Source organism: Novosphingobium sp. (assembly GCF_049240505.1).
Taxonomy (GTDB): domain Bacteria; phylum Pseudomonadota; class Alphaproteobacteria; order Sphingomonadales; family Sphingomonadaceae; genus Novosphingobium.
In genome coordinates this window covers 12901-25979 of record NZ_JBMLSM010000173.1, presented here as the reverse complement: position 1 = coordinate 25979, position 13079 = coordinate 12901, and the positions used below count along the sequence as shown (strand labels likewise).

The following is a 13079-nucleotide window of genomic DNA, read 5'->3' as shown; positions in this document are numbered from 1 at the left end:
ATCACCGGGTTCCTCCAATCGCCTGCCGAATTCCTATCAGCGAGCGGAATTCCTCGTATTGTCCGAAGCTTGTGAACGAAATGTTGCCACCGACCTGTGTATTGGGAGAAACCTTGTAATAAACTTCGCCGCCCGCCGAAATGGCGAAGCCGGTGCGGCTCAGGCTATCATAGCGGGCGCGCACATCGGTGTTGAGATCTTTCAGAGCATCGAGATTGCCCTGAAGCGCCGGATCGGTGGGATAGAGCGCGGTTTCATCCTGGCTGAAGCTCTGGAAGCCGGGGGTAAGGTTCGCCTTGATATCCAGCGTTTCGCTTTCCAGCGTGTAGTTGATCGGGAAACCGATCGACAGGAAGCTCTGCGGGCTGAAATAGCCGCCGTGGCCATACGTGAAGTAGTTCTGGTTGTTGTCGTAGGTCTGGTAGTTGGCGTTGATGCCGCCGGTCAGTTGTGAACGCTGGCCCTTGATCAGGCGCAGATATCCACCAACGTTGGCTTCGATCCCGCGATTGTTGCGCACGTTGGTGCCGCGATACTGGTTATAGGCGACTTCGCCGTAAACGCCGTTGCCGTTGCGGTCATAGGAGAACCCGGCACCGCCGCCGGTGCGCATGACCTGACCCCAGCGTTCGCCGGTCACCGGATCGCGCGTGCCTGCATAGGAGACGATGGAATCTGTGACGGGTTTGCGCTCGGCCCATGCCTTTGCCTGCACGCCGGGCGAGAGTTCGGGCGTGATCGCGGCGCGGAAGGTGGCTTTGGTTTCGCCCATGCCGATGGGCGTGGTGCCGCCTTCGATCTGCACGGTGCGATCGGCATAGCCTACGGTGAATGCCACGCCGGATGCCTGTTGCGTCTGCGCCTGCGTAAGCACGGCGCGCTCTTCATCGACGATGGCTTGGGCTTCGATGGTGGCGTTCTGACCGAAGCGGGCGAGGCCTGAGCCGGTGGGGCGGCCGGAATCGATCACGACCGCCTCGGCGCGGGCCTTTACGCGGCCACCGGCAAGGCCAGTCGAAAATTCGGCAGTACCCTTGATTTCGCTGAGCGCGCTGAGGCCAGCTTCACCCTTGCGGCTGCGGTAACCGGTCTGGAGATCGGCGCGAGGGCGCGAATCTTCGCTGAGGGTTTCGATATCGGACGCGATAGAAGCGAGGACTGGATCGACCGGGCCGGTGGGCGCGGCGGACCCGAAGCTGCTGTCTGCCGTGGACATCGTTGGTGCCGGTACGCCAAACGATCCGGCAGGAGCGCCGCCCCATCCGGCGGGCGCCTGCGCCACCATCGATGGCATCGTGGCGCTAGGTGCAGCGGAGGCATAGGCTTGGGGCGCATAGCCGGTGCTGGCGTATGTGTTGCCCACGGGCTGCGACGGAAGGCGCGTGCCATTGCCCAGCGCAAAGGGATTTACTGCGGCAGGTGCCGGGGCAGCAAAGGCTTGCGCGCGGAAGGGGTTGCCGTCTGCCGCGCCAGTCGTGGCGGCAAAGGGGTTTGCGCCCGGCGCGATGGCCGTGGTGCCACCGTTCTGGCGGGCGTAGAGTTCGCGCGCTTCCTTGAGCAGGCGCACGGCGGCGCCCTTGTCCCCCCGATCCTGCGCCACGCGGGCCAGTGTAATGTGGACCTGATAGTCATCCGGGTAGGCTGAAAGAGCGCGGTCGGCGGCCTGTTTTGACAGATCGCGGTCACCCGCTCCCTGAGCCGTTTGCGCAAGGCCGAGCAGGGCATCGCGGTTGCGGGCATCGCGGGCAAGCACGAGTTGATAGGACTGTGCGGCGCGGGCAGCCATGCCGCCGCTTTGGTAAAGGCGGGCGAGCGCGGCAAGGATTTCGGTGTTGTCGGGTGCGGCGTTCCATGCGCCTTGCAGCAGATCGAACGCAGGTGCGAACTGGCCGACAAGGCGCATCCGGTCTGCCTGCGACACTGCAAGCCCTGCCGACATCCGCGCCACCGCGCGTTGCGCATCGGGCGAAGAACCACCGAGCGCCGAAGCCTTTTGCAAGGCGGCCCGCGCAAGATCATCGCGCCCGGTGCTGGCCAAGACGCGCACCAGCGCATCGTAACCGCCTAGGTCGGTGATCTCACCATCCAGCGCCGACTGGGCGAGGCTGGCGGCGCTGGCTTCATCACCCAGATCATAGAGCGCGCCAGCCACTTCGGCGCGGCGCGCGGCCGGCAGCGAAGGCACGCTGGCTATCTGGCGCAAGGCCGAGATCGCACCGGCCTTCTGTCCGGTTTCGGCAAGTGCCTTGGCGCGGGCGATGGCGGCTTCGATCTTGATCGAGATTGCAAAGTTGCGCATCGCCGGGCTGCGGCGGCTTTCGGGCACACGCTCTACCAAGGCCGAGGCGGCGAGCAGGTTGCCGAGATCCTTGTTGATCAGGGCAGCGGCATAGAGCGCATCGGGATCGGTCGACTGGGCGAGCGAGCCGACCAGCGATTCCGCTTCTGCACGGCGACCGCGCCCGATCATGAAGCGGGCAAATTCGTAGCGAATCCAAGGATCGTTGCGATCTGCAAGGAGGCCGCCCTGAAATTCCTGCTCGGCGGCGTAGTCATCACCCCGCGCCATCGCGGCCAGGGCGCGGCCTCTGGCGGCGCGGCTGGCAAGGCGGGCCTCGTCGGCACCGCCGCCTGCGCTGGCCTGACGATAGAGATCGGCGGAATCGGCAAAGCGGCCCTGCTTTTCATAGATCTGCGCCAGCAGTTCCAGCGCGGGCTGCGGCTCGGCATATCCGAGGCGCACGGTATCTTCGGCGATTGCCTGCGCCTTGTCCACGAAGCCTCGGTCGAGCGCTTCGCGAGCGTCTTCGATGCCGCCGAAGAAGCGCGCTGAGGACAGGGCCTCGGCCCAGCGTCCGGCACCGGGCAGGCGGGACGCGCGTTCGAGCAGGTCGCGGGCTTCGGCAAAGCGGTTCTGCCGCAGGCGCACAATGCCAAGGCCGCCCAAAGCATCACCATCGTTGCGATTGGCGACCAGCGCGCGTTCGAAACGGGAAGCTGCGCCGGAAAGGTCACCGGAATCAAGCGCGGAGAAACCCGCCACGCGCGCAGTTCCGGCAGTGTTTGCAACCGAGCGGGTAGGAGTGGGCGTCGGCTTACGCGATGTTGGTGCAGCTTTGGCAACTGGCGCGGCCCGGGCAGGTGCGGGAGCCGGTTTTGCCGCTGGAGCGGGAGCCGGTTTGGGGCGCACAGGCGCTGCTTCTGCCGCTGAAGGATCAAGCGCGCGGGCGCGGCGCAGGGCCTGGTCCGCAAGATCGTTACGTCCCTTGGACCGCCAATAGGCGGCCTGATCGAGCAGAGCTTTGACAGCAGGCGTTTCAGCCAGCGCGACTGTGGGCATCGTTACGCCCGCCAGCAGGGCCGCGATAAGTGCGAGCCGCACGGAACTTTGCATCCGGCGCATCTCAGGCACCCTTTTCATCGTTGGCAGCAAGTCGGGCCTTGGCCTGACGGCTGAAGAACAGATAGACCGGGCCGGTGAGGGCCAGCGCCAGCAGAAGGGTCGAAAGGGCCATCAGCAGCGGACGTTTGCTGAACCAGTAGGCCACTTTCATCCACACCGGCAGCGAACCGACCCAGTAGGTTGGCCCGATGGCATAGCTGGCCATGCCATCGCCCGATGTGACCGACAGATCGCCCTGAATCTGGGCGTTGATTTTCGCATCGGCCATGCCATCGACCAGTTGCGGCAACTGGCGCACATCATCCGCCAGCAGGGCAACAACGGTGCGATCAGTGGCGTAAGGCGAACGGAAGCTGGCGATGCCGGTAAAGCCGCGCGCGCTTTGCACGATGGCGGCAACCTCTTCAGGATCGGCCTGATCGCGATTGCTGAACAGCGCGCCGACATATTGCAAGGGCGAACCCTGGCTGACTTTCAACCCGCCGCCTTCAAAATGGACGGGCGCGTTCGCAAAGAACTGTTCGGCCCCGGCAAGTGTGGCGCTGCCGATGACAAGGATGTCCTGATCGGCAAGCCGTTCTGGCTGGATACGGTCGGCAACGGTAACACCGGTGGCGGCAGCGCCGGTGGCATCGCCAAACCGCCCCATCAGGCCAAGGAAAGCCTCGACTGACGCGGCTGAGGGGTTGCCCGCCATGATGACCGTGGTTTCGGCCAGATCGGGACGCACCGTGAATGGATAGCCTGCGCTTGCAAAGGGGGCGAGATCGGGCATTTCGATGCCGTGATAGGCATCGGTCAGATCTATGGTCGATTCAGGCAGGACCGAGACGCGCACGTTATCGGGCAGCATTCCGGTGCACTTCTGCTTGTTGGCCACGATCAGGTTGTAATCGAAAACAACCTCGTTCTGGCCGAACAGGGCATAGCGCGGCAGGACGACGCTCTGGTGCCCATCGTGGCTGTTTGCGCCTTTGGATCCGAACAGGCCGGTCCACCAGCTTCCCGTCAGGGGCAGCGTTTTGAGGTATTGGCCGTTCATCGAAACATCGAGGCGCGAGGCATCGCGATCGAGCCAGTTGGCGATGGGATAGCGATAGCGCAGATCGATCTCGCCCCCCTGACGCGGCCAGAAGAACAGGTCCGGCGCGACGCGGAAACGGGCTGTCAGCGGGCCGGGGGGAAGGCCAAGGCCTTGCAGCGCATAGGGTTCGGTCAGCTCGCCAAGGCGGATCGCGCGGTCGGTGGGCAGCCAGCGTGGCGCGCCATAGCGGGGCCAACTGGGGATGCGTGCGCCTTCGAAGCTCATGCGCGGGCCGCCGAACACGCCCTTGCCGGTGGCGATGGCACCCGCGGCAAGACGCAGTTCGGCATTGTCGCGGCCCATGATGACAAGCAGCGTGCCATTCCTGTCGCGCGGGTTGGCGATGACGGCAGCCGAGGGACCGTTCACCGCAAGGCCGAGTTCGGGCATCGCGCCGTTGCGATTGAGGAACACCACGGCGTTGCCGGTGGGGATCTGGCCGAATGAAGGCTTGAACGCGAAACCGCGATAGCTGGCAAGGCTGCCCAGCCACGATGCGATTGGGGCGGCGGCCTCAAGCTCTCCCGCGCGGGGTTGGCCAGCGAAAACGAACGGCACTTTCAGCGTGGAGTTGATGCCCTTTTCAAAGAATGGCGCTGGCAGACGTGCCAGATCAGGGCGCATTGGCAGATGCTGTTTCGTCAGATCGAGCCATGAGCGGGTGTTGCTGATGTTTGCCCAGAGCAGGCTGTTGAACGGATCTTCGCAATCGCGCGCATAATGGCCGATCAGGCGCAAGTTGAGCTGGTTGTCGCCCGGCAGGAACAGCGCCGGGTTGACCGGAACGGTGATGACCTGTCCGCCGGAGTTTTCGGATCGCAGCGGCACGATCTGCGCGACTTCGCCGTTGACGATCACGACAAGCTGGCTGCTGTCGCCTAGAAGTGCAGGGGACCATGCTGCCTGAAGCGTGATCGTTGCGGCGCTGACCACTTCATCCTGCCGGATGCCGAAGGGTATGCTGATTTCGCCGCGCGTGCCCTGAAGGCGGATCGCATTGCGGATGCGCAAGTCCTTGAAGGTAAGGCGTTCTGTATCGAGCGCCGTGGTGGCTGGTGCGGGTGCTGAGGGCGCGACGACGGGTGCGGCACGCACTGCGCCGGGCAGCATTGCATAACCGGCGGTTGCAAGAGCAAGCGCGATCGCGGCGGCTTTGGCCAGCGGTGCAGCTGTGAAGCCTGGAGTCTTTTCGGCGTCCTTTGTGGCCTTCGCCATTGCAGCCTGCTCTGCCTTTTGCACCCTGCGTTCGGCAAAGTTCAGGCGCAGCGCGCGCTTTACGGTCATGGCATCGATCACGATAATATCCTGAAGCGAGCGCAGTCCGGCCACGCGCTCGGGTGGGGCGGGGCGCTGCCAGGCGTCGGCTCTGCCCATGATGGCGCGCACAAGCTGGCGTGCGGCAATGTTTTCCAGCGGCCTGAACTTGACCGAAACGAAGCCATCGCGACGGCGCACCTGATCCACGCGGATGGCCAGATTTTCAGCGCCCGTAGACAGCACGACATGCGTCACCGCGATATCGAGCGGCGCAACGCCGGTGGGCAGTTCAATTGCAGCGCCGCCCATCGAGATATCGGTGGTCACGCCCTTGGCAACATGGCCTGACGCGAAGTGAACGGTTACAGGAAGGCGGGCTTGCAGGCGAATTTCCTGCCGCGACTGGCGGGTTTCACGCGCGACCGATACGGCCGCGAGCAGCAGGATCAGGCTGAAGCTTGCCCATGCAAGGTTCAGCGCGAGCGTATCAAGCTGGACGTTGAAATACTGCGGGAAGAACACGTACTTGGCGATGGCCAGCGCCATGCCGCCAACCAGCAGGCCAACCGTGATCAGGTGCGGCTTTACAATGGCCCAATCGAAATAGGTCTGGTCCAGCACGCCGCCCTTGTCAGTCACGTTGAACTTGCCCTTGCGGGGCTGGAACCATGTGATGACGGTGGGCGCAACCAGATGGAAGGCGAGGATCGTCTCATAAATCTCGCCCCAGAATGGACGCCGCCAGCCAACCTGCTGCCGTTCGGATGCAACCTGTGAACAGAACAGGTGGGGCAGGGCATAGGCAAAGATCAGCGAGGCAGAAGCCTGAATGATGTTCTGGCCAAAGATCAAATAGGCAAGCGGGCTGGTGAGGAACACGATGCGCGGCAGCGGAAACTGGAAGTGCAGCATGGCATTGAGATAGCAAAGCCGCTGCTGCCACTTCAGGCCCTTGCCGAGCAGCGGATTGTCGATGCGCATGATCTGCGTCATCCCGCGCGCCCAGCGGATGCGCTGACCGACGTGGACGACAAGGCGTTCGGTGGCAAGGCCAGCGGAAAGGCGGGCCGAGATATAGGCGGTGTTCCAGCCCATGCGCTGCAGTTTCAGCGCGGTGTGCGCGTCTTCCGTCACCGTTTCGCCCGCAAAACCATTGGTCTGCATCAGCGCTTCGCGGCGGATGACGGCGCACGATCCGCAGAAGAACGTGGCGTTCCACAGGTCGTTGCCGTCCTGAACGGGGTTGTAGAACAGGTCGCCTTCGCCCGGCATATCGCGCACGGGTGCCAGATTGCGCTGCACCGGATCGGGGGAATAGAAGAAGTGCGGCGTCTGCATCAGCGCCAGCTTGGCGTCCTTCTGGAACCAGCCAAGCGACAGTTGCAGGAACGAGCGCGTGGGCACATGGTCGCAATCGAAAATGGCGATAAGCTCGCCATCGGTCTTTTTCATTGCGGCGTTGAGATTGCCGGCCTTGGCGTGAAGGTTGTTGTCGCGGGTGATGTAGCCGCAGCCCGCTTCACGCGCGAAGGCGCGGAATTCGGGGCGGCGGCCATCATCGAGGATGAACACCCGGAAACGGTCAGCCGGGTAATCCATGTCCATCGCGGCGTAAACCGTGTTGCGGACGATCTCCAGGCTTTCATTGTAGGTCGGAATATAGACATCGACCGTTGGCCACGTGTTCGGATCGCCCTCGATCTCTACCGGCGGGCGTTCGAGCGGCCAACTCGTCTGCAGGAAGCCGAGCAGCAGCAGAACCCATGCGTATAGCTCTGCAAGATAGAGGCCGCTGCCGAACAGGAATTCGGGCAGGGTATTGAACTGCAGGGTCTGCGTGGTGCGCCAGAACATATAGCGGGTGGAGGTGAGGATCGCCAGAATCCCCAACGTCAGCGCCGCCTTGCGTGAACCGCGCCGCGAAAGGACCATCGTGCCAATGATCGTCCCACCCGCCATCAGCCATTGCTGATGCAGGTCAAGCGGAACACCGATCACGACGGCCGCCGCGAAAAGGATCGCGCCGATGGTCAACCACGGCAGTAGCTTGTTGTAGAGACGGATCATGCGGCGTCGCTTTGCGTGTCGTTCGATTCAGGCACAGCGCCGGGCAGGGGAGGGCCTGAGAGCAGAGCTATCCGTTTGGCGATGCCGGTGATGTCGGCAAGCGCCGCGCTGGCGGGCGAGTGGCGCGAAAGAGGCTGCATCATTGCGCCCGCTTCGGCCACGGCTTCATCTGCATGGATTGTGGTCAAGAGCCGCTCGCCCAGCAGTTCCCGCACGAAGCTGGCGGCGTGGCGGCCGAGCCTGCGCGTATCGTCACAGCGGTTGAGGACGAAGAATGTGGCAGGAGGCAGCGTCTCCAGCGCGCCGGGCAACCCGTATATGCATTCTGCCGTGGGTGCGAGCACGCATAGTTCGATATCGGCGAAGGGGCGCAACTGTTCGGCGGCGCCTGCTGCTGCGCCCGAAAGATCGGCGATGTGGATCACTTCGCCGGCAAAGCTGAAATCGCCGCTGGCCAGACCTTCGCCCAGATCCTTGCTGGCTGATTGCGCTGCCGCATCCAGCAGTCTGACCCCGTGAATTGGACCTGCCGCAGCGGCAGGCGCATCGAAGCCCGGCAATGGCTGATGCGGATCAAGGCCGAAGTGAAGCCCAAGCGTGCTGCTTTGCGACAGATCGAGGATCACCGCCGATTGGCCGCCGCTGGCAATGGTCATTGCCAGATTGGCCACGAGGCTGGTCACGCCGACGCCGCCGCGCAGGCCGGAAATCAGGACAAGCGCCATCAGATCGCCCCCTTCTTGGCTGCGGCAGAGATCTGCGCGAGCAGGCTGCGCACGTCACCGCCGGGCTTATTTGCGGTTGCGGCGTCGTCCCCGCCATATTTGCGTGAAAGAACCGAACCGATTGGCGCAACATCCGGCGATGATTCCGCAAGAGCAGGGGGCAGGCCATGAACTGCGCTTTCAAAGACGCGCGGATCGCGGATGACCGCTTCGAAGACAGGCCAGGTTTCCAGTTCGGAAAAGCGGTCGGCGAATTCCTTGTACCTGAATTGGCTCCGCCCCAGCCTGCCCAGCAAAGTCTTTACGTCGGACCGCATTTTACTGTCCCTGCTTGAGGGGCGCAGCGCATCTCCAATCGGTTCATTCTCGAAGGAAATGCAGCTATACCCTTAGTAGATTTACGTAATTCCTCGCAGACAATGGTAAACGCGGAGATAATTACGGAAAATTTATCGTTCAAAATCAGGGATGCCACGCTGGGTCTTTGTAGGAGATTTACGGCGCTTGCAGCCGCTCCGGTTTGCGAAGGCACGCTTGCAACCACCGTGCGCCAACCATCTTTGCCGATTTTTATGCCGAACGAAAAAATTCCCCGGTTAACCGGTTGACCGTGCGCCCCGGCGCGGTTAGGAGCGCGGCCTACCGACGATCCAGCCCAACGCGGCGACGGTCTGATGTGGCGGAGTAGCTCAGCTGGTTAGAGCAGCGGAATCATAATCCGCGTGTCGGGGGTTCGAGTCCCTCCTCCGCTACCAATCATTTCCCAATCAAATCTGATGGTTGGCGTTGAAGTGATTTCTTGCGCTGTGGTTGGTTTACACAGTGCCGTAAACCGTGTTGCCATTTATCACGCGGACAGGCGGTCTATCAGGCTGATGATCACGCGTTCTTCGTCGACATATCGCGCGTGCCTGTTTGGATATCAATACGATCCCTGCTTCCTTATCAGCGCGATGTCTTCGGCTGAAAGATCGCGGATCATCACATTGCGCAGGAAAACCTCTGCCGCTTCGAACTCAAGCGCGATCCGCCCGGTTTTCAGGGGCTGTTGGTTGCGGTCGATCATGTTGAACAGCGTATTGACGATGCGCCCGTTTACCAGATGGGCTGCCTGATCTTCGAAAGCGATCAGATCGATCGTGTTCCAGCCATCGATCCGTTCATAATCGCTGGCATGGCGGTGCCACTGGCGCGCAATTCCGCCTGCGTTGACCGGGTCGGCATAAGTCCTGGGCAGGCCGGGAAAGTAGGTGGGCCAGAGCGGCGTGCCGCCGAGAAGGGGGCCCTGGAGCGCCTTGGTGTTGACCATGATCGCATCGCCGATATCGCCTTCTTCGAACTGAAATTCGACGCAATCGGGGAACAGGCGATCCAGTTCTGGTCCCATGTGATAAAGAAGGCCTGAGTTGCGGCGTTGCCATACGCGCGGCGCAAACCGACGTTCGCCAAACCGGAAGTCCATGCGCAAGTGATAGTTGCCGTGGAGCGTTTTCGTGGCGAGGTGGCCAAAGCTGGCCTTGTCCGGTCCGGTAAAGCTGCTGCCCAACATGTGCAGCACGCCCTTTTCAATGCGGATCGCGCCGTGACGGTCAATGTTGCCTTCGCCGTCCTGATAGATCGTCCAGCCATCAAGATTGCGGCCATTGAAGAGCGCGCGCCAAGGCGATGACGGCGCTGAGGCGCGGGCGGGACGGGGGAGGTTGGCTGCAACGGTCAGGGCGGCGAGGCTTTGCAGCATGATGCGGCGGCTGGGCATCCGGTTCCCCGATCTATCTGTTTTTGCCTAAGGCCCCCGCTTTCGCGGGGGCGCAGAGGTTTTATGCGGCCAACGCCAGTTCCTTGGTGTCCTTGGTTGTAGGCACGAAGGGCAGGTAGGAAACGCGGTTGCGCACGGCGAAAGTGATCGTGTGGCTGCCGGCGGAAAGGCCGCCATTCAGCACGATGATCTGCGCCTTTTCGCCGAAATTCCAGCGATTGTCGTAGCAGGTTTCCATTTCGTCGAGCGTGTAGGTCTTGCCGCGAACCGAAAAGCGAACCGCTTCCCGTGGCTGCAATTCTCCATCAAGCGTGACCTGGATGTCCTCGATCATCGAGAGGCCAAGGCCGCGATAATAAGGCAGGCGACCAAGGAAGGAAAAACCCCCTTCGACAGACTGGAGGCTGCCTTCGACGATCATCTTGTTGTCCATCATGGCAATGCGCTCCTTATTCTGCGGCTTCGCGGGCGGCTTCAGCGTCGGCCGATGCGGTGGGCGAGGTTTTGATTGTTGGCACTTCGGTTTCGCCCAGCAGTTTGGCGAGCATCACCTGCTGGCGGCGAACCTGTTCAACCGAATCCGGCTCTTCGGCATCTTCGATCCAGCGGTTGCCTTCGTATTCCGAGCAGATGTAGCCTTCATAGCCACCCTGCTGCAGCACCTTGACGATTTCATCATAGGGGATCGAAGGTTCCACGCAGTCTTCGTTCATCTGGTAGAACTTGCCGTGGATGTTGTGGATGCGCGGCATGTAGTCGAGCATTCGCTTGGGTTCGAACGCGGCGTTGTGGCGCATGGTTTCCGCCATCGCGATGGCGGGGCCGGTGCCGCCCATCTGCTGCACATTCAGGATCACGTATTCCGACAGTACGCGGTCTTCGTAAGCCTTTTCCACGTAGTCGGCGATGGCCTTGGGCACGCCGATGCGCATGAACTTTTCTTTCCACACAGGCGGGAAGGAAAACAGGAACATGCCCATGTCGGGCAGGAAGCCCAGCGCATCCGAGCCGGACTTTTCAAAGGCTTCGGCGTGGCGGATGATCCACGGATGGTCAAAGTGCAGGGGGGCGTGAACCTCGATGAGGATCTTGATGCCCTTTTCTTCGGCGTAGGGCGCGGCGGCGACCAGCACTTCGGGCGCGATCGAGACGAGCGCGCGGATATACTTCATGCCGAGGCGTGTGCCGAAGTCGATGTCGTTCCTGACGCTGGCGACCTGCTCTTCAAAGGGCATTTCGCGGCCCTTGTAGCGCTTGTAATCGAGCATGAAATCGTGGCTGACAGGCGTGCAGTCGTACTGCTTGATCAGCCGGTGCCAGTTATCGACGTCATCCTGCGCAACGCCATATTCCGGCCAACCCCAGAAAGTCTGTTCGCCGATGATCTCAATGCCCTTGGCACCGAGTTTCGAGCTTACGCGAATGCAGTCTTCAAGGGTCATCTTACCTTGAAAGGTCTCGTTCTGATAGGAATAGAGGCTCACGCCCCGTTTGATCTTGCTGGACACAGGTCACCTCTTGGTGGGTTTTGGCGATAGCCGGACACGGGCTGATACGGGTCAGTGCCGAGTTTGCATGTCGGTGATTGCGCAGGGCTGCACAGCGCCCGCCCTTCGCTCTCTCCTGGGGTCTGATGCCCTCTATTGGAATATACATTCTACTAATTCACGTCTGCCGTCAAGGGGCATCAAACGGCGCTTGATCTGAATTTAGAATGATCATACTTATTTTGGTAATGGCGGTGATCGGTGTGATCGACACGCCAGAAATAAGCCGGGCGACCAAGCCGGGCAGAGGGAGATTTCGGATGACCGTAAAGACGTTGCAGGCGGCCGTGCTGTGCCTTGCTGCGGTTGCAGGCCTTGCTGCGCCAGCGCAGGCGAAAGACGATCTTGGCGCGTTGCAAGAGCAGGTGGCAGCGCTGAAAACCGAAGTGCAATCGACAAGAGATCGGGGTGCGGTGGAGAACCTGTTCTCCAAATACATGTACCTGCACAATGCCTTTCGCGACACGGACATCATCCCGCTATGGGCGAAGAAGGGCACGCCCGGCGTGCGCGCACAGTACAGCAACCTTGGCGTCTATACCGATTGGGACAAGATCATGTCCTACCATCAGGGCCGACCTGCTCCTGTCAGCAAGCTGGTGTTCCACTATGTCACGACGCCCGTGATCGAAGTGGCGGGCGATGGGCAGACGGCGAAAGGACTGTGGATCGTCAACGGCCTTGAATCCGGCCTTGTCGATGTTGAGCAGGCAAAGAACATGCCTTCGTGGATGTTCGAGAAGGATCTGGTGCAGGGCAAGAAGGTGTGGATGCACAACGTCTACATCAAATACGGCGTCGATTTCATCAAACAGGACGGCCAATGGAAGATCTGGCATTTCCACTGCTTTGAAGTTGCGCGTGCGCCTTATGGGATGGGCTGGATTCCGTTTGCAGCAGCGGCGCAGGACGATGCCTTCAACGTTGACCTGATGTATGTGGGCGATGACGGCAAGCCGGTATTCATGCCGAAGGCCGATGGCCCTGCTACGATCCTGTCCAACACGTATCGCACGGACACGTCCCAACGGCTGGAGGCGCGTCCGCCGGAGCCATACCGGACTTTCAGCGAAACCTTCGAATATTGAAAATTGTTTCGGGGAGCAGCCTTGGCGTTGCCAGGCTGCTCCGCCCCAAGCGCCGCATCTGCAATCGGAAATAAAATTCTGTGGCGCGATGAAAATAGAATTGCTATACCAAAATCACCATTCGGATTCGCGAACCGGCGAATGTCACCAAG

Annotated in this window: 8 protein-coding genes and 1 tRNA gene; 2 read left to right on the top strand and 7 right to left on the bottom strand. The window is 61.5% G+C overall.

Annotation, left to right across the window (positions count from 1 at the left end; genetic code table 11):
• Nucleotide 1: 1 nt before the first annotated feature.
• The 4 genes from ACOVQ0_RS13925 to ACOVQ0_RS13910 are packed head-to-tail and all read right to left on the bottom strand — an operon-like array spanning nucleotide 2 to nucleotide 8853.
• Entirely contained in the window at nucleotides 2-3421 is a 3420-nt protein-coding gene (locus ACOVQ0_RS13925; RefSeq protein ID WP_421885502.1) for a cellulose synthase subunit BcsC-related outer membrane protein, read from the bottom strand.
• On the bottom strand, nucleotides 3405-7811 hold the full coding sequence (bcsA, locus tag ACOVQ0_RS13920; protein ID WP_421885499.1) for a UDP-forming cellulose synthase catalytic subunit: 4407 nt from the start codon (nucleotides 7809-7811) through the stop codon (nucleotides 3405-3407). The genes ACOVQ0_RS13925 and bcsA overlap by 17 nt, the downstream gene beginning before the upstream one ends.
• The gene (locus ACOVQ0_RS13915) at nucleotides 7808-8536 is read right to left on the bottom strand and encodes a cellulose synthase operon protein YhjQ/BcsQ (protein WP_421885496.1); all 729 of its coding nucleotides are present in this window, start codon (nucleotides 8534-8536) and stop codon (nucleotides 7808-7810) included. Before ACOVQ0_RS13915 ends, bcsA begins: the two co-directional genes overlap by 4 nt.
• The gene (locus tag ACOVQ0_RS13910) at nucleotides 8536-8853 is read right to left on the bottom strand and encodes a hypothetical protein (RefSeq protein ID WP_421885493.1); all 318 of its coding nucleotides are present in this window, start codon (nucleotides 8851-8853) and stop codon (nucleotides 8536-8538) included. Before ACOVQ0_RS13910 ends, ACOVQ0_RS13915 begins: the two co-directional genes overlap by 1 nt.
• Before the next feature lie 361 nt (nucleotides 8854-9214).
• Here ACOVQ0_RS13910 and ACOVQ0_RS13905 point away from each other — a divergent pair.
• Nucleotides 9215-9291 (top strand) — tRNA-Met (locus tag ACOVQ0_RS13905).
• 167 nt (nucleotides 9292-9458) lie between these two features.
• Here ACOVQ0_RS13905 and ACOVQ0_RS13900 read toward each other — a convergent pair.
• The 3 genes from ACOVQ0_RS13900 to ACOVQ0_RS13890 all read right to left on the bottom strand — a co-directional run bounded on the left by ACOVQ0_RS13900 (nucleotide 9459) and on the right by ACOVQ0_RS13890 (nucleotide 11800).
• Nucleotides 9459-10292, bottom strand: coding sequence for a 3-keto-disaccharide hydrolase (locus ACOVQ0_RS13900; RefSeq protein WP_421885490.1), 834 nt, complete (start codon nucleotides 10290-10292; stop codon nucleotides 9459-9461).
• A gap of 61 nt (nucleotides 10293-10353) precedes the next feature.
• Nucleotides 10354-10728, bottom strand: coding sequence for a C-glycoside deglycosidase beta subunit domain-containing protein (locus ACOVQ0_RS13895; protein ID WP_421885486.1), 375 nt, complete (start codon nucleotides 10726-10728; stop codon nucleotides 10354-10356).
• Nucleotides 10729-10741: 13 nt separating this feature from the next.
• On the bottom strand, nucleotides 10742-11800 hold the full coding sequence (locus tag ACOVQ0_RS13890) for a sugar phosphate isomerase/epimerase family protein (protein WP_421885483.1): 1059 nt from the start codon (nucleotides 11798-11800) through the stop codon (nucleotides 10742-10744).
• A gap of 299 nt (nucleotides 11801-12099) precedes the next feature.
• Between ACOVQ0_RS13890 and ACOVQ0_RS13885 the strand changes: the two genes are divergently transcribed.
• Entirely contained in the window at nucleotides 12100-12927 is an 828-nt protein-coding gene (locus ACOVQ0_RS13885; RefSeq protein ID WP_421885480.1) for a nuclear transport factor 2 family protein, read from the top strand.
• Nucleotides 12928-13079 lie beyond the last annotated feature (152 nt).

Bases quoted from the DNA above. Each gene is read 5' to 3' on its own strand.
- ACOVQ0_RS13900 (WP_421885490.1), bottom strand. From the start codon at position 10,292: ATGCCCAGCCGCCGCATCATGCTGCAAAGCCTCGCCGCCCTGACCGTT.
- ACOVQ0_RS13915 (WP_421885496.1), bottom strand. From the start codon at position 8,536: ATGGCGCTTGTCCTGATTTCCGGCCTGCGCGGCGGCGTCGGCGTGACC.
- ACOVQ0_RS13925 (WP_421885502.1), bottom strand. From the start codon at position 3,421: ATGAAAAGGGTGCCTGAGATGCGCCGGATGCAAAGTTCCGTGCGGCTC.
- ACOVQ0_RS13895 (WP_421885486.1), bottom strand. From the start codon at position 10,728: ATGATGGACAACAAGATGATCGTCGAAGGCAGCCTCCAGTCTGTCGAA.
- ACOVQ0_RS13910 (WP_421885493.1), bottom strand. From the start codon at position 8,853: ATGCGGTCCGACGTAAAGACTTTGCTGGGCAGGCTGGGGCGGAGCCAA.
- ACOVQ0_RS13885 (WP_421885480.1), top strand. From the start codon at position 12,100: ATGACCGTAAAGACGTTGCAGGCGGCCGTGCTGTGCCTTGCTGCGGTT.
- bcsA (WP_421885499.1), bottom strand. From the start codon at position 7,811: ATGATCCGTCTCTACAACAAGCTACTGCCGTGGTTGACCATCGGCGCG.